Below are 17,888 nucleotides of genomic sequence, written 5' to 3' on the forward strand. Positions count from 1 at the left end.
CCTCAACGAGAAACTTGGTAAGTTACCTTTATCGGCTGATATTGACAGAGCATCAGGCCAACAATGAAGTGACAGCGACAGTGGAGCACCCGCACTATGTCGGCCTTGTTTCAAATAGACACGCCAGTAGATCCACTCTTTATTGAAGGATCTGACATTGAAGAAACCATCAATACTACTGCCGCCCTCAATATTGACATCCTCTTGATGGGCGAGACCGGTACCGGCAAGGACACCTTGGCGCAACGGGTTCATCATTTGTCGGGACGGCGCGGTAGCTTCATTGCTGTGAATTGCGCAGCCATCCCGGAAAGCCTTGCGGAAAGCCAACTGTTCGGCGTCAACAGCGGCGCCTTTACCGGTGCGATGCAATCACGGGCCGGTTTTGTGGAAGCTGCTCATCTGGGGACGCTGTACCTTGATGAAATCGACAGCATGCCGCTGACTCTGCAAGCCAAGCTATTGCGGGTGCTGGAATCCCGCGGCGTAGAGCGCCTGGGCTCAACCCGCTTTATCCCCGTCGATATGCGAGTCATTGCATCAGCCCAACACTCGTTGCACACGATGGTCGAACTAGGCACCTTCAGGCGCGATCTGTACTTTCGCCTGAATGTCGTCAACATCCAACTCCCGGCCTTGCGGGACCGGCGCGAACGCATCATTCCGTTATTCCTGGAAATGATCCGGCAAGAAGCTGCCCATTTCGGTTGTTCGACCCCGCCGCCGCCTAGCGGACTGCTGCAGCAATTGCTAAGCCATCCCTGGCAGGGCAACGTTCGCGAACTGCGTTCGACAGCCAAACGCTTCGTCCTGGGCTTACCGCTACTCTCCACCTCCTTGAACGTCAGGCAGGAATCCGTGATGAGCCTGAAAGGACGCCTGCGGCAGCTGGAAAAGGCACTGATCGAAGAGTCGTTGCTACGCCACGATTACTGTGTCGATAGCGCCGCAGCGGAGCTAAGCGTGGCCAAGCGCACGCTTTACTACAGAATGAAACAGCTGGATATATCCCTGGCTTAATGCGCTTTCAAACATTTAGAAACATCTGCCACTGAAACATTTGGAACGCCTTGTTGCTAAACACCACACAACTGGAGCCAGGCTCAAGGCGTTATTGAAATGCCAAGGCATAAATATGGCTTGGCCGACGGCGAACGTGTATCCCCTTCAAACATTGCAGCTGGAGTTTATTATGTCCATTCAAGGTTTATCCCCCCTCAATACCAACAGCTTCCTGCCCGGCTCTGGAACAAAACCTGGCACAGGAAATAGCAGTGATGATCTGCTGGATAAAGCGGAGGCCATTGCTCGGGAGGGTTTCGAGCTGAGCCTGAAAGCCAAACAAATCACCAACAAATATGCGGCAGCTAAAGAAGTTCGCTAATACAACCGCCTCCCCGATTTATCCGTCGGGGATGGCTTTCTTGTTCGCTGAAATAGCAACTTTTTATATCAGCCGCCCCAGGCAGGCTGCGTCAAATATCGACATAGCAGGCTTTACATGAAGATAGAAAAACTTGACTTTTCAGTGCGACAAAACGGCCTTGAAGAAGCCGTTAACACACCAAGTCATTCAGCGTCCAATACAGACGTCGACTTTTTCACCGCATCGCTGAACCGCTCAGGAGCGACTACCACTCGGGTAGACAATCCTCCAGGACCTTCGCTGCTGACAGAGGCCGGACAACACGTCAAGGCCTTGGAAACCCGTCTTGCGCACGCACTCAAGTCAACCAACAAAGGCTCCGATCCAGACGATTTCAAGCAGTACCCACGTGAACTATCCAACGTCATACTGACCTCCCAACTGCTGGTAAAAAGCCTGGGCAAAGCCACTCAATGCCTCGACAAAATCTGCAACTTGCAATAATGGCCATGAATAATTTCCTGCCTGTCGTGTTACTCCTGGCGGCTGCACTGATGTTGGGTGGCTGCAGCGATCGTGTCGAACTTCATCGCCAACTTTCCGAGCAAGAGGCCAATGAGGTCATCGCAGAGTTGGCCGACAAACACATTCGCGCGCAGAAAATCCCGGCCAAGGATGGCGTCACCGTCGCCGTCAATGCCGTCGACATCGGGCGCGCCGTACGCACGCTGGAAGCCGCCGGATTGCCTCGAGCGGCACGCACTACACTGGGTGACACGTTTCGCAAGGAGGGCGTCATTTCCACGCCGCTGGAAGAGCGCGCGCGCTACATCTATGCCCTGTCCCAAGAGCTTGAGGCCACCCTGTCCAATATTGACGGTGTGATCGTTGCGCGTGTGCACGTGGTGCTGCCGGAACGTATAGCACCGGGTGAACCGGTCCAACCCGCGTCCGCGTCGGTATTCATCAAACATGACCCGCGCCTGGACCCCGATAACATCCGTGCCCGCGTACGCAGGATGGTCGCGAGCAGTATCCCGGGCATGACCGCTGCGGTGGACAACCCGCAAAAGCTAAGCGTGATTTTCGTGACCGCCACTGCCTATCAGGAACAGCAACGCCTGACTTACTTCGGCCCGTTCCTGGTGCCCAACGATGACCTCCAGTTCTGGCGAACCAGCGCAACCCTTTTTCTGCTCAGCCTAGTGGCCGTCACCCTCGCGGCATCATTCCTGTTTGCACGACGCCAGCGCGCGCGGCAAGGGAGGCCTGTAGCAGGCGAATCAATCGGCCCTGCCCATGACGCCTAGCATCGATCAGTCGGCGAGCGAGCATTTGGCCTGGGCCCAATGGTGGGCGTTCCCCTGGAAGTACGCCCACGAAGACTGGCGAGATGACGCTCATCGTGCGATGGATGCGCTCCACTGTAGCGGGGGATGGGCCTCCTGCACGCTCCACGGTGTTGTCGCCTGCCTGCCTCCGGAGCCTCACACCACCGTGCTCCGTCTGGCCCTCGCGTCCACGGAACAACTCGATTTGGCGCTGACACTGGTTCACGACACCTTCAACCCGCAAGCCTCGTCAGTCTTGAGCGACAGTCATCAGCTGTGGTGCACACGACTTTCCAAGGCCCTGCCTCCTGCGCTGCCACTGCGCGATGCCGACCCGTTGCAATTGCTCTACAGCTGGGTAGCGACCTCCACCTGGCAGCGCCTGCGATTGCGCTTTCCCCGTGGGCGCGTGCAAGAAGCAGAAAAAAAAAATCTCCGTCGAGGGAGCAACCAGCCAACTGAACACACTCTGGCAAGCCGTCGTCTGGCGGGTGACGACAACGGCAACCGACGCCATCCCCCTCGGCTCGAACGTGTAAGGAGAACGCCGATGCTATGCCGACACTCCCTTGAATTGCCCAGCGGCGCCTCTGGTTTGCCACGCAACCTGATCCTCCGTGAAGAGCTTAAGGACTGGGACCAGGCCAACCATATTTTACGCCACGCCAGTGCCCAGGCCGGCGAGCTGATAAGCCAGGCCGAAAGAAAATGTGAAGCGCTGCAGCAAGAGGCCTCGCTGCAGATCTGGCAGCGCGCAGATACCCAACTCAAGCAGTGGGATCTCGACCGTCAGGCGATGTGTGACAGCCTCGAACACTATGCGACCCGCATCACCCAGCAAGCGATGCGCAGCCTGCTTGACGACATCGCGCCTCCTCAAAGGCTGGCAGCCTTGCTCAAGCAACTACTGGCCAGCCAAGTTCAGGAAATCAACGCGACGCTGCTGTGTCATCCCCATGACGTTGAAGAGATCAAACAGTGCCTCAGCCTTCGCAATGCCACGTATTGGAAGCTTCACACCGACGAAGCAGTCCGGCCTCAGACACTCGTTTTGCAAACCGACGAGGGCGACTTCCGAATCAGTTGGAACTCACTGCTCGAAGCGTTCTTCAACACCAGTAAAGAGTACTTGGATTACGACCTGAAAGTACGCGAGCCAGCGTTTTCATAACGTCTTGCAAGCGGAGCTATCGCGCATTCAAACCCACCGGCATGAAGGAAAAACCATGGATTTTTTTAATGATCTGTCTCGCCAGTTGTTAAGGAACAGCGACGTCGCCCATAAGGCCTACACAGCGAATATCGCTGAAGTTTCAGCCAATGGTTCAGACACAGAGTTCTTCGAACTGGCCATGAAAAAAGCCACGACACAGATGGCCTACCTGGAACACAACCGGGTGAATCACTTGCTGCTCAAAAGTGCCTTTGAGAGTTTCCAGTAAAAACGAAAACGCTGGTCGGTGAGTGGCTCAGAGCCTGCGCGGGTCGTGCGATCAGGCCACTCTCTTCGGTTGCCTCCAGGCGCTGCTCAACCAACGCGACACCTGGCGCTCCACTGCCGCGCGCCCTGTTCGGCCGGCCCTGAACCTCAAACCTATCTCGCTTCGCTCGCCGTCTTACTAATAAGAGAACCCCTCATGTTTAACCCCCCCTCCCAGCACACAGGCTTGCGCGTTGACTCAACGCGCTTATCGTCAAAACGAACGGGATGGCGGTGCCTGGTCGCACTGCCCTGCTTGCTGATGCCCGTAGTCAGTACCTACGCCGCCATTCCTTCCGAATGGAAAAATACCGCTTACGCCTACGAGGCCCAACATAAACCGCTGCGAGAAGTGCTCGAAGACTTTGCGCAGACCTTTGGCACGCAACTGCAAGTGGAGGGGCTACTGGAGGGCAACGTCAACGGAAAGATTCGCGCCAACACCCCACAGTCATTGCTTGATCGGCTGGGGGTCGAACATCGCTTCCAGTGGTATCTGTACAACAACACGCTCTATATCAGCTCTCTGGATCAACAGGAATCTGCACGTTTGGAGGTTTCTTCCGAAACCATCGCGGACCTCAAAAAAGCACTCACGGATATTGGCCTGCTCGACAGCCGCTTCGGCTGGGGCGAACTCCCCGAAGATGGCGTCGTCCTGGTCTCCGGCCCGAGGAGCTATATCGAACAGATCAGGCATTTCAGCAGCCAACGCCGCTCACCGGAAGAAAAGCAAAGCGTGCTCAGCTACCCGCTGAAGTTTGCCAACGCAACGGATCGCCAAGTGGAATATCGCGGTGAAAAGCATGCCATTCCCGGCGTTGCTAGCATTTTACGCGGGTTGTTGGAGCCCCGCTCCACCTCGGCCCTTTCGGGGCTTGGCCAACGGCCCCCTGCACAACCCTCCCCCCTTGCGCCAAACATTCCCCGACTGAACAACCCACTGCTCGGGCAGATGATTGGTGTAAACGGCAACCCTGCGCAATTGGAGACAGGCGGCACGCTCACCCCACGCGCACCAGCCCCCTCCAGCCGGATTCGCGTCGAAGCTGACGTGCGCAACAACGCGGTGCTGATCTACGATTTGCCGGAGCGCCAAGCCCTGTACCGCGAGTTGATCGCTCAGCTCGATGTCGCCAGCAAGCTGATAGAGATCGATGCCATTATCCTCGACATCGAGCGTACGCAATTACGCGAGTTCGGCGTGAACTGGGGTTTCCAGAACAGTCGTTTCCGTGGCCTCGGCACCAACCAGGCTCCCGGCACCAGCTCTCAGTTATCGATTGAAAATCGTGATCGCTTCTACGCGGATATACGCGCACTTGAAGCCAAGGGACTGGCAACCATGGTCTCCAACCCCTCGGTCCTCACCCTGGAAAACCAGCCGGCGGTCATCGACTTCAACCGCACTCAGTACCTGACGCCCGGCAGAGAAAACGCAACCATTCTGCCGGTCACCGTGGGGACCAGCTTCCAGGTCGTACCGCGTGTCATCACCAGTCGCGGTGGTCACCAGATCCACTTGGCGGTGGATATTGAAGATGGGAATTTCGACGAGACCAACCCCACGCCAGGCCAGCTGGATGTGCGCCGAGGCAAGGTCAGCACCCAGGCAGTAATAGCCGAAAAACGCTCGCTGGTGGTGGGTGGATTCCATGTCACCGAAAGCACCGACAAGCAGAACAAGGTGCCTCTGCTGGGGGACATTCCGCTGCTGGGCAAGGCGTTGTTTTCCTCGACCGAACGACAAAACAATCGACGTGAGCGCCTGTTTATCCTCACCCCGCGCGTCATCGGCGACCAGTCCGACCCCTCGCGCTATTTGCCCCAGGCCGACCAAGCCGATCTGCAAGCGGCGCTCACACCGCTCGCCAGGCGCTACAGCTCTCATCAGCCGGTGATCAATCGCAACGACGTTATCAGCACCCTGGCGCACCTGGTCAGCGGGCAAGTCCCCCAGGCCTTCAAAGCGGCACCGATGCCACTAGGGCTGCGGACATTATGCAACACGCGCGAATTGCTGGCGCTGAACGAAAATCGCAGCCAATGGTATGCCGGCCCCGAGTACAACGTGGCAGTCGTGGTGCTGCGTAACCAGTTCAACCGCAATGTGCGTATAGACGAAAAAGAATGCAGCAACTCGCAGACACTGGCAGTCAGCGCGTGGCCGCGTGCCTGGCTCAAGCCCGGTGAGGAAGCCGAAGTCTTTATCGCGATGCGCCCGGTGGTAAAGGACGAACACCTCAGCGTACCCCGTCCTTCCTTGATCACTCCAGCTCAGAAGGCCAAGCCATGAATCGCCGCTTGTTGTGCATCACACTGATCAGCGCAGCGTTGTTCGTCACCGGTTGTACCCCCACGTGCAAGGGCGACTCCTGCTCACGCCCACAATCGACCAAGGACCAAATGGTGATCTGGTGGCCGCCACAGATGCGCGTCGAACCCGGCCCCAGTGGTGAGCGGGCGGACTACCAGACCATCTCGCTGGAGCGCTGAGCGCTCGCCAATGCCCGATGATCAACGCCAGGTAATCTTGAAAACTCGGGTGAGCGGCGCGGCCGCTCACCTGTCACTCGCCCCCGCTATCACGGTGTGCGCACCTCACACCTCTCGCGCAGCCTTGCAAACCGGGTAATCACAACGCGTGTTGGAGCGGCGTTTCGCCCCTTGGCATTCGATGGCTGTTTTGCCTATCTGGATGCCCATGGCGCCCAGGTCAGCGCTGATCAAGCTCGGGGATTTCCAGCGTCTCACGCTTGGCCTCATCGTCCAGCTCACGCAAGGTGCGATAGATCAGCGCCACCGCCTGCAAGGTTTCGCGGGGAATGCTCGCACCCAACTCTTTTGTATAGATCGTGCGCGCCAGCCATATACACTGGATCACTGGCACCTCAGCGGCCTTGGCACGATCGATCAGCCTGCGAGCCTCGTCGTCCGTGCCCTTGCTCACCAGCAGCGGAAGCGGTGTTTTACCAGGGCGGTAATACAAGGCGACCGCATAGTGCGTCGGGTTGACCACCAGCATGTCCGCCTCCTCCAGCTTGGGCAGCTTTACCTTCGGTTCTTCCTGGGCCAATTGCTGCGCCAATGCGCGGCGCTGGCCCTTCACATGCGGGTCGCCCTCCATGTCCTTGTACTCTTTGACGACCTCAACCTGGGTCATACGCATGCGCTTGGCAAAAAAATGCCTCACCATCATCAGGTCGATAAGCGCCAGTATCAACAACAGGCCGAGGCAGGCATGCAGCAAGTGCCGAAACAGCACGATCAACGCCAGGATGTAACTTTGCAGGTCACTGTTGGCCAAGTTGATCAACGCCCCCAAAGAGGGCCAGACCACCAAATACACAGTCATCCCTATCAGAAACGCCTTGGCGATACTCATCAACAGGTTCATCAGCGACTGAGCAGAAAACATCTGCTTGATCTGGCTGACCGGGTTCAGGCGATTGAAGTCGGGCTTGAGGCTTTCTGGCGCAAACAATAATCCGAACTGCATCCAGCTGCTGATGAGCTTCACAGCAATCGCCACCCCTGCCATCAACACAGAGAATGAGAAAAACACAATCAGGCTTTCAACCAGCACCTCCTCCAGAGCCCGTGCAAACGGCTGATTCAGGTCCGAGATCGGCAATATCATCAACTGCTGGAACCGTTGCAGGCTGCTCTCGGCCGTGAACAGAGCGATTTCACTGATCGACGTCAGCACCAGTAACTTACCGACGTCCTGACTTTGGGCGACTTGGCCTTTCTTGCGTTGATCACGCAGCTTCTTGGCTGACGCCGGGTGCTTCTTTTCCCCTGAATCACTCACGGCAGTGACGCCTTGAAGAGCAGCCCCAGCGAATGCCTGAGGTCGCCCAGTTGGCTCATGCGCCCGACGATGAGGTCCTGCAACAACGCAAAGTACACCAGTAAAATGCCGATACCCGCCAGGCACTTGACGGGGGGCGCCAGCGTACTCACCTGTAGCTGCTGGCTGTAAACCCCCAGCAGCGCGATACCGAACTCCAGCAACAGCAGCACCGCGATAAAAGGCGCGGCGTAGAGCATCATGTGGGTGAAGGTGTCGCCCAGCAATCCGACGAATACGCCCATACCATTCGGTGCCGGCAGCGGAAACCATACGGTGGGCGGCCAGATCAGGTAGCTGTCCCAGATCACCTGAGTCAACGTCCCCAGTCCTAGCGTGACGATCAGAAGGAAAATCGCCAACTGCTTGAACAAGTGCCCGATCGGCGTCGCATCCGGGCCCAGTGAAGGATTAAGCTGCCCCCCCGCCAAGGCTCCACGCTGGTTATCGAGCAGCGCTCCCACCGATTCGAACATCCAGAACGGCATCGACAGCAGCACGCCCAACAGGAGACCCAGGGCCACTTCCTTGAGCACCAGTGCACCAAGCATCAAAGCGGAGTATTCCTCGACCGCCAATACGGCATGAATACCCGGCGCAGGCATCAACGCCATGACCATCACGATGGTGTGCCGGAGCATGCCGCGTATGTGTTGAAAGCAGAACGCTGCCACCAAAATGGCACAGGGGTAGATGCGCGCCATGCCGATCACCAGGCTGGGCAGGTACTCAAGATAAAGCAGCACAGGCAACGCCTCAGTTCAGGGCCGAGCGGCCAATCATGTCGAAGGTCAGGTTGATCAACTGGATCAACTCGACCCCAATCCAGCGACCGGTCAGGATCAGCGTGATGCCCACGGCAACCAACTTGATGCCAAAGGGCAGCGTCTGGTCCTGTATCTGCATCAACGCCTGCACCAGGGACGTCAGTACACCCACCACCACCGCCACAATCAGCGGCGGCGCCGACAGGACGACCACCAACAGCATGCCCTGCTTGAACAACACGATCGGTTCCATAGGGCACTCAGAGGTAGGAAAGGAACAGGCTGTCGAGCAAGCGCGACCACCCCGACACCAGCACGAACAACAGCAACTTGAGCGGCAGTGAAATGGTCATCGGCGAGACCATTTGCATCCCCAGCGCCAGCAGCAGATTGGAGACAATCAGATCAATTACGATGAAGGGAATGTAGATCAGAAAACCGATCTCAAATCCCGCCTGCAATTGTGACAACACAAACGCCGGCACCAACAGGATCAAGTCCTCGCGCTGCACGTCCTGCGCCATTTGTGCAGGCCACAGGCGTGCGGTGTTGTCCAGCAAGTGCGTCAACGTGTCCGGGTCCACATTGCGCAACATGAAGGCACGCAGCGGTTTGATGGCCTCGCTTCCCGTCTGCAAAAACGTTTGCACATTGCTCATGTCCAGGGGCGAGACCTTGATGCTTTCGGCAATCTCGTAGCCCACTGGAGCCATGATAAAGAGAGTTGCCGCAAGCGCGATGCCGTTGATGGCCATGCTCGGCGGCACCTGCTGCACACCGATGGCGTTGCGGGTAATCATCAGCACAATGACAATTTTCAAGAACGATGTGCAGACGATCAACAACAGGGGCATCAACGAAAGCGCCCCCAGAAACACCGCAAGAATGAGGGGATCCAGCCCCTGGATATTCATCGACCGAACATCACACGGGACAACTGCAACCCCAGGCGCCCATCAACTTCCACCAGTTGCCCCTGAGCAATCGAGCGGTCGCCATAATAGAGACCTGCCATGCCCGGGGCGTAGCCGGCAATACCCAGCACCGCACCGGGCGCAAGGTTACGCAGCTCACCCAAGGTGAGGTTGAGCGTTCCGCAGCGTACCGTCAGAGCCATGCTCAACTCATCGAAAGGCTCGTCACCGAATACATCCACCACCGGTTCATCCTTCTCATGCCCCGAGTAGTGGGGAGCAGTAAAATTGTCGTCCACGGACGTCTCCTCGATAGCAGTAAGGGTCATGCACACCGCGCCATTGGCATCGTCAATACACCCTCGCAAGCACCGTCTGCCGGCGCGTACATAGCCCGTCCCGCAGGCCTGAAAAAAGCGCTGTTCAAGCAACAACACATCACCGGTGCGTAGCGCTTGTGCCTGCCTTACCGGCAATTGCAAACGCCCGAGCGTCACGGCAATCGCCAACTGAAACGACGCCGTCATCGGCTCTGCAGTCGGGCGCCACGGGCCGGACGCGTGTAACGCCAGGAAGCTTTCGGCAGCAAGCCACAGGTAGCCCACGACGCGAGATGCCCCCAGGCTCACAGTGATCTGGCAGCCGAACCCGACCGGGCGATCAACCTCCAGCAGTCGCACTGTGCCCAGCAGCGTTCGTACCTGCGGGCTCAGGTGGTGCTGGAATAACGCCCAAAACCAGGGATTTGAATCGTTACCCGCCTGGGCCAACGTGACCGGGCATTCGCCCAGCAAGCTGAGCAGCGGTCCGGCCTGCGCAAGCGCGAGCACACCACACTGGGTTTCAAGGCAGACGACGTCGCCTCCGGTGGGCGGCCGCCCGGGTTCCAGGCGCAGCTCACCGTCTTGCCCAGCCACTTGAAAGGGCATGCACAAGCCACGGCCCAATCGACGGCGAGCAGCAACGATGTCGCTCTTAATCCAAGGCAACACCAGCGACGGCACTATCATGTCAACCTTATGCAAGGTAAATGCAGGCTGACCGGCAGCCCCAGCGCCGCTGCCAAGCGGCCTTCACATCGTTGCCGTACACCACTGAGCCAGCGTGCCGTTGCGTCTTGCTCAGGTTCCAGCTCAATGGCCCAGGCGCCTTGCTCACGACGCACGCTGGCGTTGATCCGCCCAAGCCTGGGCAGGTACAACACCGCCTGAAGCGGCCACTGCGCCCCCATTTGCATACGAGGGAGCAATAGGTCTGTGAGGGCGCCAATCAAGGTGGCATCGGCAATCGGTTTCGCCTTCAGCAGAGAGGGTCCCCTCCCTGCGCCATCGTCCCGGCCCGCGAACAGCTGGGCGAATAATCGCCCTTGCTCCCAAGGCACGACACCGGCGCCGATGGGCTCACGGTCCTCGCGTATTTCACGTAGCCGTGGGTACTCAGTGGGCTTATTGGAAATCTGTTTCACGTTGGCTCCTGCGCCAGTAAAAGGGACAGCTCCTGGAGTTTTTCAACCTGCCGCAGGCACTCGGTGACCTGCTTCTGGGCGCTGCCAACGCGGGTTGCCTTTTCTTCCTGCTGGCTTTGCAACGCTTCCAGCCGGGCTTTGTCTCGACGGGTATTGGCCGACAAAACGCGCTCCTGCGCGCCCCAGGTTTTCAGGGCTTGTAAGGTCATCACCTGGCCCTGGTATTGGCTGAGCAGTTGAGCACTTTCCCGGGCCTCGTCCTGCCGGCTTTCTTCAAGCGTGCCGTTGGCCTGCTCTATATGGGCAAGCAGCGTTTGCTGGGCTCGCTTCGCCTCACGCAGACTACGTTCGGCCCGGTCTGCCCGGTGCCTGCGCAGGCGTCGAAGTGTCTCCACATCGCCTGGCAGCACGTCAGAATGGGACATGTGCGGTCAGCTCCTGAATGTGCTCCAGCGTCATCGCCATGGGCGTGGGCTCACGCAAGTCCTGGCGCAGAAAAGCATCGACCGCCTGGCGGCTGTCCACCGCCAGGTCGGTCAGGGCATCAGTGCCAGGCTGGTATTCCCCCAGCTTGAGCATCAACTCGATCTGCTGGTAAGCCGACAACAAGCGTCGCAATGCGGTGCCGGCGCGAATATCTGCCGGTGAGACAACGTTACTCAAGATTCGCGACAGGCTCGCCAGCACGTCCACTGCCGGATAGTGCCCACGCTCGGCCAACTTGCGAGACAACACGATATGACCATCCAGCAGTGAGCGAACCTCATCGGCGACCGGATCGTTCATGGAGTCCTGTTCGATCAGTACCGTGTAGATCGCCGTGATCACCCCCTCACGGGTCAACCCGGCGCGCTCCACTAAACGGGGTAACAGGCTGTAGACTGACGGCGGAAGACCACCGCGGCCCAACGGTTCACCCGCCGCCAGACCGATTTCACGCTGCGCCCTGGCGAAACGGGTCAGTGAGTCGATCAGCAGCAACACCCGCAGCCCCTTGCGTCGAAAACCTTCAGCCAGGGCCGTAGCGGTGAATGCCGCACGCGCACGCTCCATGCTTGAGCGATCGGAGGTAGCGCACACCAATACCGCTTTGGCACGCAGTTGCTCATCCAACTCATGGTCCAGAAACTCACGCAACTCACGGCCCCGTTCACCGATCAGGCCGAACACGATCACATCGCACTCAACGTTACGGGCGATTTCGGCCAGCAAGGTGGTCTTCCCGCAACCCGCCCCGGCAAACAGCCCGACACGCTGGCCTTCACCCAACGTCAACAAGCCATCGATCGAACGGACTCCGGTGGCCAGCGCGCGGTGGATCCTCGGACGTTCAGTGGGCAACGGTGCTTCACACAGCACTGCACTCGTATCCGGCAAGTCCGTCTCGACAAAGGCACTGGCGCCCTCCCCCGTGATGGGCCGGCCGAAACCGTCCAACACCTGGCCCAGCAACGCATCGCTGACCTTTACCCGATGCGCCACACCCAGGCGTTCAACGCTGGCCCCCACCCGCACGCCTTCCAGGTTACCCAGGGCACTGAGCACCGCATCCTGCTGATCGAAGCCAATGATCTCGGCGAGCATGCAATCACCCGGGGTTTTCTCGACCTGGCACAAGTCTCCAATACGCGCCAGGGGCAGACGGCACTGCAGCAGCATGCCATTGACGCGCTGGATGCGACCGCGCATCGTCACCGGCGCAAAAGCCGCCAGTGACTGAGCCTGGCGTTGCTGCCAGGCCTCTAGACGCGCTTGCAGTTCCAGGCTCACCAGCGCACCTCATACCGCTGAGCACCGTCAAATATCACTTTGCTGTTATCGATCGACACCAGGCGCAGTCCTTCCACCTCATCGCCCACGAACAACCGGGTCCCCTCTTCCAGAACCACATGGCCATTCGGCCCGCCGACGATCTGAACGATCTTGAATGGCAACGCGCTGTCGCGCGCACGTACACGACTGAGTACCGGTACAGCGCTTTCGAACTGTTCTCCAAAACGGCTGAGCATCCGTGCCACCAGGTCCACATCGTCTTGGGAGACATCCCCACTGAGCGTCACCTGGCCATTGATGACTTGCAGGGAAACGCGCTGGCCCAGCTCACGCTCGCCCAGCATCTTCAACAACTGCTCGCGCACTTCAAACGGCGAGGCCAGCTCACGTTTCTGGACGGCCTGCGGCATCAGGGAAGCCTGGGCCTCGGGCTCCCCTGTAGAGGCCATGCCCACCAGAATGAAGATCACCGTTATCACCAGCACCACAGTAATCAGGCGCTTTTGTTGTGGAGGGGAAATGGACGATAAATTGAGGGTTGGCGTCGGCTCAGTGGCAGGAGCTGACGCCACGGGAGCCTGGGTAGGTGCCGGCGGCCAAGGCTCATCAGCCAAGGTGACACAGAGCCGTACACACCCCACGCAAAACACAGCGTTCGGTGCCAGGCTCGCAATCTGCGCCAAAACCTGCCCATCGGCGCCTTGCAACAGCCCCGCTTCAGCCTGTACCGACCAGTTCGCTCCGACCAGCAGCAGCCGAGCATGCTGCTGGGCAACACCAGGATCATTGAGCATCAGGTCGGCATCGGCATGGGCACCGATGCTCCACTGCTCACCGAACAGCGGCAGTGCAGCCCCTTGACACAAACCGTCCAAAACACGCAGTTCAAACATCACCGGCGCCTCGATCGATTAGTAAATACCCACCGGCTCATGCCTGTGCCCCACGCATCAAATCAACCTGAGCAAGGTCAAAACGCCCCAGTACTTTTACCTTGGAGCTGCTTCCCAGCTCCGCGAACGACAGCACCGGCACGTAGTTGAATTCTTCGAGCAGCAATGTCCGCAGCGGGCTGCGCAAGTCCTGGGCGACCAGCATCACACTTTTGAGTTTGGGCCGAACGGTAAAAGCCTGGTTGAGCAGGTTGATCAGGGCTGAGCTGTGCTCGTCGTCGAGCGCAAAGAAGACACCGGTCTGGGTCTGGCGCAGCGCGTCACGCAACGTGCTTTCGGTTTGAGGCGAGAGCAACCAGGCATGGAGGCCATCCGCTTCACTGTACTGATGCATGATCTGCGCTTTGAGGGCGATACGCGCGTAATCAGCCAGTGCCTCGGGTTCGCGCTCATGCTGGCCAAACTCGATCAGCGACTCCACGATCAGGCGCACGGCACGCAGTGGAACGCCTTCACTCGCCAGGCGTTGCAACACCGCCGAGAACCTCGAGAGAGGCATAATGCGCTGCAGCTCCTGAACGAGTTCCGGCTGGTTATGCTCCAGCCAACTGAGGATCGATTTGCTTTCCTGGATACCCAGGAACTGCGGCCCACTGAGCATCATGGCCTGCTTCATGCGTTGGAGTATCAGGTCCGTTGCAGTGAAGCGCTCCAACTGCGGGTCATCGAGCAGTGGATCATCCGGCGCCAGCCAGAGCCAGCCCTGCTCGTCACGTTCCGCCAGCCCAGGCACGCCGTGTTCGGGTACGACGGTGAACGCGTTACGGTCCACGGCCACCCGAGAAACGACCGAGGCTTTCACCATCGGCACCTCATGGACGCAAAAACGCATTTCATCATCCGCCAGCGCGGCATCGAGCTCGACCTCGAACGGGGGTAGCGTCAGACCAATGTTGGCCACTAGCGCGTTACGGGACTGGCGGATCCCGTGAATCAGGTCCGTCACCTCGGGGGTGCCTCGCAACACCGGCGAAAACTGCAACAGATAAGGCCGCGACGGATCGAACCCGCGCAAATCTTCGCTACCGTTCTCCTCGGGACGAACCGCCTCGGAAGCCTCGTTTGCCGGGCGCTCCTGGCGCTGACGTTGGCGTACCAGGTAATAGCCGAGCGTGCCGGTGATCAGCGAGATAAAGATGAACACTCCCGTTGGCATGCCAGGCACGGCCGCGAACGCGAGCATGCCCACCGAGGCGATGATCCAGCTCTTGGGCTCACTGGTCATTTGCCGGGCGATTTCGGCGCCCATGTTGGTAATGCCCTTGCGCCCATCCGGCGCCACGCGGGTGATGATCATGCCCGCAGTCAGGGAAATCAGCAGCGCCGGAATCTGGGCAATCAAGCTATCACCGATGGTCAGTACCGAGTACAAGGCCATAGACTCGCCAGCGCTCAGGCCGTGCTGGAACATGCCCGTGGAGAAGCCGCCCAGCAGGTTGACCACCACAATGATCAAGCCGGCGATGGCATCCCCTTTGACGAATTTCATAGCCCCGTCCATAGCCCCGAACAACTGGCTTTCCCGAGACAATTGCTCACGCTTGTCCCGCGCCTGAATGCCGTCGATCAGGCCGGCACGCAAGTCGCTGTCGATGGACATCTGCTTGCCGGGCATCGCATCGAGGCTGAAACGCGCCGCGACTTCCGCGACCCGCTCCGAGCCCTTGGTAATCACCAGAAAGTTGACCAGGGTGAGGATCAGAAAGATCACCATCCCTACCGCCAGATTGCCACCCACCACGAAATTGCCAAACGCTTCGACGATATCACCCGCGTCTTGCTCCAGCAGGATCAGGCGCGTGGTCGCAATCGAAAGCGCCAGGCGAAACATGGTGGTCAACAGCAGAATCGACGGAAACGACGAGAAAGCCAGCGGCCCGGGCAGGTACAACGCCAGCACGATCAACAGGCAGGAGATGCAGATGTTGAGCGCGATCAGGATATCCACCAGCCAGGTGGGCAACGGTACGATAAAAATGAAAACGATCGCCATGACCACCACGGCGCCCAAGACTTCGGCGCGCTGTGCGACTTTGAGCAGCACTGCATTGATGGTCGACAGCACGGTCACGCCAGCGCCCCTGCGCCGAAACGCTGGTTCTCCAAGCGCTCGCTCTGGGTCAGTTGGTCCATGACGATCAGCAGGAGTTTCACGCTGTCCTTACGCACGCCCTCATCTGGCCAAACAGCCAGGGGCAACTGTCGGAAAGCAGGGTAAAGACTATTGAGGACCATCAGCCTCTGCGAAGGTTGCTCGCATCGAAGCTCACTCAGCAGGTCCGGGATTTCGTTCCCACCGAGGCCGGTGCTGGTACAGGCCAACAAGCGCTTGAGCAGAGTGACGGGGTCAAACTCGTCATTCAAACGCTGGACCAGGGCCTGGCAACTGGAAAATACGCCGCCCAATTGACTGCAACTTCCCAACCCCTTCAACAGCGAGCGCAACGCCGCCGGGGAAATCGAAGAGGCGCGGGCGGCCATGTCGTCGGCCAATGCCCCGCGCATCACATTCAAGCCGTTCAGGAACCGCTCGCCACCATATGCGTCCAGCAGCGCATGCAACATCACGGTCAGGGATTGGCGATTGACCACGCTGTTGTAATACAACTCGCGCATCGCCTGACGCTCCTTCGGGTCATCGGTGGCAGCCAGCAACGCCACAGCAATGTTGAGGCCCGCCTGGATTTCGCCTTTGAAGCCTTTCTCCAGATCGGCGAGGATCGTCCGCGCCATTTTGGTCTCGGCGGTGTGCACCTGCGCATCCGCCTGTTCGATCACATGCTTGAGCACCACGAATGCACGCGCCGGATCCCCGTCGGTGAGGTCGATCAATTTGCCGACGCTCAATTGCTGCTTCAGCAATTCTGCCCAGATGCGTCGGGAAACAGAGGTCAGTGACGCGTTGGCCGGGTGCCCCAGCTGGTCATACAGCTGGGCAATATGCTGGACAGCCGGAATTTGCACGCCGTTCGACCGCCTGCTCAACTCCCGCGCGGTATCCGCCAACGCCTGGCCAAAGATCGGAATCGACTCATTGCCTCCCGCAGGGGCAGACGGCGCGTGAGCATCTCGAAGACCCGGCTGATCCAGGTGCTGGATCGGTTGCACATCGTTGGAAGATTCGATTTTCATCGGCAGACCCGAACAGGAAGAGTGTGTCCCTGTGTGGCAAGCCACTGTGACCTGGTTCCATCAAAACTTGATGACCCACCACAGTTGAAAAAACTTGCATGAGCCGTACGCGCCGATTGCAACGCCTTGCACAAATACGCGTCAATTCAAGATATATATGCATGTAAATCAATAGGTTATTCATTAATTCCGCTTGGCATAGCCAGTGCAAAAGGGGTTCCCGACGAAACCATTTCGTCAGCGTTCACCCAGAGGAATAAATCGTGAATATCCCTATTGAAGATTTAGCCCACCTTGTTGGCAGCTCGCCTCAATTCATGCTCCACCTGACAGACGACCAACAAAAAAAGCTGCGCCGCTTCATTCACAAACGCGTGCTCAACCCGGAAGATGCGGACGATCTTCTGCAACTGACCTACCTGGAAGCCTGGCGCAACCGCGAGCGCTTCTGCGGTAATGCCACCCTCAGCACCTGGATGTGCGGTATTGCGCAAAACTTGATCCGCAACCATTTCCGGCGCATGTATGCCAAACCCGTGCATTGCGAATTCGACGAAGCGTTGTGGCACGGCCAGGAGGACAGCCGGAATCTGGACTGGGAATTCGAGGTCAACCGACGCCTGGAAAAAACCCTGAGCGCCATCGACCATCTGCCGGCAGAGATGCGCAGGACGTTGTACGCCTCGCTGGAAACCGACGGCAGCTATCAGGACACTGCGGACGTACTGGACATTCCGATCGGCACCGTGCGCTCACGCCTGTCGCGGGCACGTGAACAACTTAAGCGCGCCACCCACAACACCATGAACCGATAAGCCGGACAACGCGCTGGGCGGCAGGGATATCTGCCCAAG

General features: G+C 58.7%; 20 protein-coding genes. 9 read left to right on the forward strand and 11 right to left on the reverse strand.

Features of this window, described 5'->3' with window-relative positions; genetic code table 11:
• The first annotated feature begins 96 nt into the window (after positions 1–96).
• The 8 genes from HX792_RS06010 to hrpT all read left to right on the forward strand — a co-directional run bounded on the left by HX792_RS06010 (position 97) and on the right by hrpT (position 6,673).
• Positions 97–1,020, forward strand: a complete 924-nt coding sequence (locus tag HX792_RS06010; RefSeq protein ID WP_176995199.1) for a sigma 54-interacting transcriptional regulator — start codon at positions 97–99, stop codon at positions 1,018–1,020.
• A gap of 172 nt (positions 1,021–1,192) precedes the next feature.
• Positions 1,193–1,384, forward strand: coding sequence for a hypothetical protein (locus tag HX792_RS06015; RefSeq protein WP_176995200.1), 192 nt, complete (start codon positions 1,193–1,195; stop codon positions 1,382–1,384).
• A gap of 117 nt (positions 1,385–1,501) precedes the next feature.
• On the forward strand, positions 1,502–1,870 hold the full coding sequence (locus HX792_RS06020; RefSeq protein WP_176995201.1) for an EscI/YscI/HrpB family type III secretion system inner rod protein: 369 nt from the start codon (positions 1,502–1,504) through the stop codon (positions 1,868–1,870).
• A gap of 5 nt (positions 1,871–1,875) precedes the next feature.
• On the forward strand, positions 1,876–2,676 hold the full coding sequence (sctJ, locus tag HX792_RS06025; protein ID WP_176995202.1) for a type III secretion system inner membrane ring lipoprotein SctJ: 801 nt from the start codon (positions 1,876–1,878) through the stop codon (positions 2,674–2,676).
• A gap of 187 nt (positions 2,677–2,863) precedes the next feature.
• Complete coding sequence (sctL, locus tag HX792_RS30555; protein WP_371319326.1) at positions 2,864–3,868, forward strand: type III secretion system stator protein SctL; 1,005 nt, start codon at positions 2,864–2,866, stop codon at positions 3,866–3,868.
• 55 nt (positions 3,869–3,923) lie between these two features.
• A complete protein-coding gene (locus HX792_RS06040; RefSeq protein ID WP_176995204.1) occupies positions 3,924–4,139 on the forward strand; it encodes a hypothetical protein in 216 nt (71 codons plus the stop codon).
• A 195-nt stretch (positions 4,140–4,334) separates the two neighbouring features.
• Entirely contained in the window at positions 4,335–6,473 is a 2,139-nt protein-coding gene (gene sctC, locus HX792_RS06045; RefSeq protein WP_176995205.1) for a type III secretion system outer membrane ring subunit SctC, read from the forward strand.
• Positions 6,470–6,673 carry an HrpT family type III secretion system protein gene (gene hrpT / locus HX792_RS06050; protein ID WP_176995206.1) on the forward strand — a complete coding sequence of 68 codons (204 nt, stop codon included), beginning with the start codon at positions 6,470–6,472 and terminating at the stop codon, positions 6,671–6,673. The genes sctC and hrpT overlap by 4 nt, the downstream gene beginning before the upstream one ends.
• Before the next feature lie 220 nt (positions 6,674–6,893).
• Here hrpT and sctU read toward each other — a convergent pair whose 3' ends face one another.
• Genes sctU through sctW form a run of 11 tightly spaced genes read right to left on the reverse strand, consistent with a single transcriptional unit; the run spans position 6,894 to position 17,034 of the window.
• Entirely contained in the window at positions 6,894–7,991 is a 1,098-nt protein-coding gene (gene sctU, locus HX792_RS06055; protein WP_176995207.1) for a type III secretion system export apparatus subunit SctU, read from the reverse strand.
• Positions 7,988–8,776, reverse strand: a complete 789-nt coding sequence (gene sctT / locus HX792_RS06060) for a type III secretion system export apparatus subunit SctT (protein ID WP_176995208.1) — start codon at positions 8,774–8,776, stop codon at positions 7,988–7,990. Before sctT ends, sctU begins: the two co-directional genes overlap by 4 nt.
• A 10-nt stretch (positions 8,777–8,786) precedes the next feature.
• A complete protein-coding gene (sctS, locus tag HX792_RS06065) occupies positions 8,787–9,050 on the reverse strand; it encodes a type III secretion system export apparatus subunit SctS (RefSeq protein ID WP_032886096.1) in 264 nt (87 codons plus the stop codon).
• Between the two features lie 7 nt (positions 9,051–9,057).
• A complete protein-coding gene (gene sctR, locus HX792_RS06070) occupies positions 9,058–9,711 on the reverse strand; it encodes a type III secretion system export apparatus subunit SctR (protein ID WP_176995209.1) in 654 nt (217 codons plus the stop codon).
• A complete protein-coding gene (locus tag HX792_RS06075) occupies positions 9,708–10,721 on the reverse strand; it encodes a FliM/FliN family flagellar motor switch protein (RefSeq protein WP_176995210.1) in 1,014 nt (337 codons plus the stop codon). Before HX792_RS06075 ends, sctR begins: the two co-directional genes overlap by 4 nt.
• A complete protein-coding gene (locus HX792_RS06080; protein ID WP_176995211.1) occupies positions 10,718–11,176 on the reverse strand; it encodes a type III secretion system HrpP C-terminal domain-containing protein in 459 nt (152 codons plus the stop codon). The genes HX792_RS06075 and HX792_RS06080 overlap by 4 nt, the downstream gene beginning before the upstream one ends.
• A complete protein-coding gene (locus HX792_RS06085; RefSeq protein WP_176995212.1) occupies positions 11,173–11,601 on the reverse strand; it encodes a YscO family type III secretion system apparatus protein in 429 nt (142 codons plus the stop codon). The genes HX792_RS06080 and HX792_RS06085 overlap by 4 nt, the downstream gene beginning before the upstream one ends.
• Positions 11,588–12,946, reverse strand: a complete 1,359-nt coding sequence (locus tag HX792_RS06090; protein WP_371319327.1) for a FliI/YscN family ATPase — start codon at positions 12,944–12,946, stop codon at positions 11,588–11,590. Before HX792_RS06090 ends, HX792_RS06085 begins: the two co-directional genes overlap by 14 nt.
• Positions 12,943–13,842 (reverse strand): FHA domain-containing protein, encoded by a 900-nt coding sequence (locus tag HX792_RS06095; protein WP_176995213.1) that lies wholly within the window; start codon positions 13,840–13,842, stop codon positions 12,943–12,945. The genes HX792_RS06090 and HX792_RS06095 overlap by 4 nt, the downstream gene beginning before the upstream one ends.
• A 37-nt stretch (positions 13,843–13,879) precedes the next feature.
• Positions 13,880–15,973 (reverse strand): type III secretion system export apparatus subunit SctV, encoded by a 2,094-nt coding sequence (sctV, locus tag HX792_RS06100; protein ID WP_176995214.1) that lies wholly within the window; start codon positions 15,971–15,973, stop codon positions 13,880–13,882.
• The gene (sctW, locus tag HX792_RS06105; RefSeq protein ID WP_176995215.1) at positions 15,970–17,034 is read right to left on the reverse strand and encodes a type III secretion system gatekeeper subunit SctW; all 1,065 of its coding nucleotides are present in this window, start codon (positions 17,032–17,034) and stop codon (positions 15,970–15,972) included. The genes sctV and sctW overlap by 4 nt, the downstream gene beginning before the upstream one ends.
• 263 nt (positions 17,035–17,297) lie before the next feature.
• Here sctW and HX792_RS06110 point away from each other — a divergent pair, with 263 nt between their 5' ends.
• Positions 17,298–17,849: an RNA polymerase sigma factor gene (locus HX792_RS06110; RefSeq protein WP_176995216.1), complete on the forward strand. Its 552-nt coding sequence runs from the start codon at positions 17,298–17,300 to the stop codon at positions 17,847–17,849.
• The last annotated feature ends 39 nt before the right edge of the window (positions 17,850–17,888 follow it).

This window comes from Pseudomonas sp. B6002 (assembly GCF_013385985.1).
Classification (GTDB): domain Bacteria; phylum Pseudomonadota; class Gammaproteobacteria; order Pseudomonadales; family Pseudomonadaceae; genus Aquipseudomonas.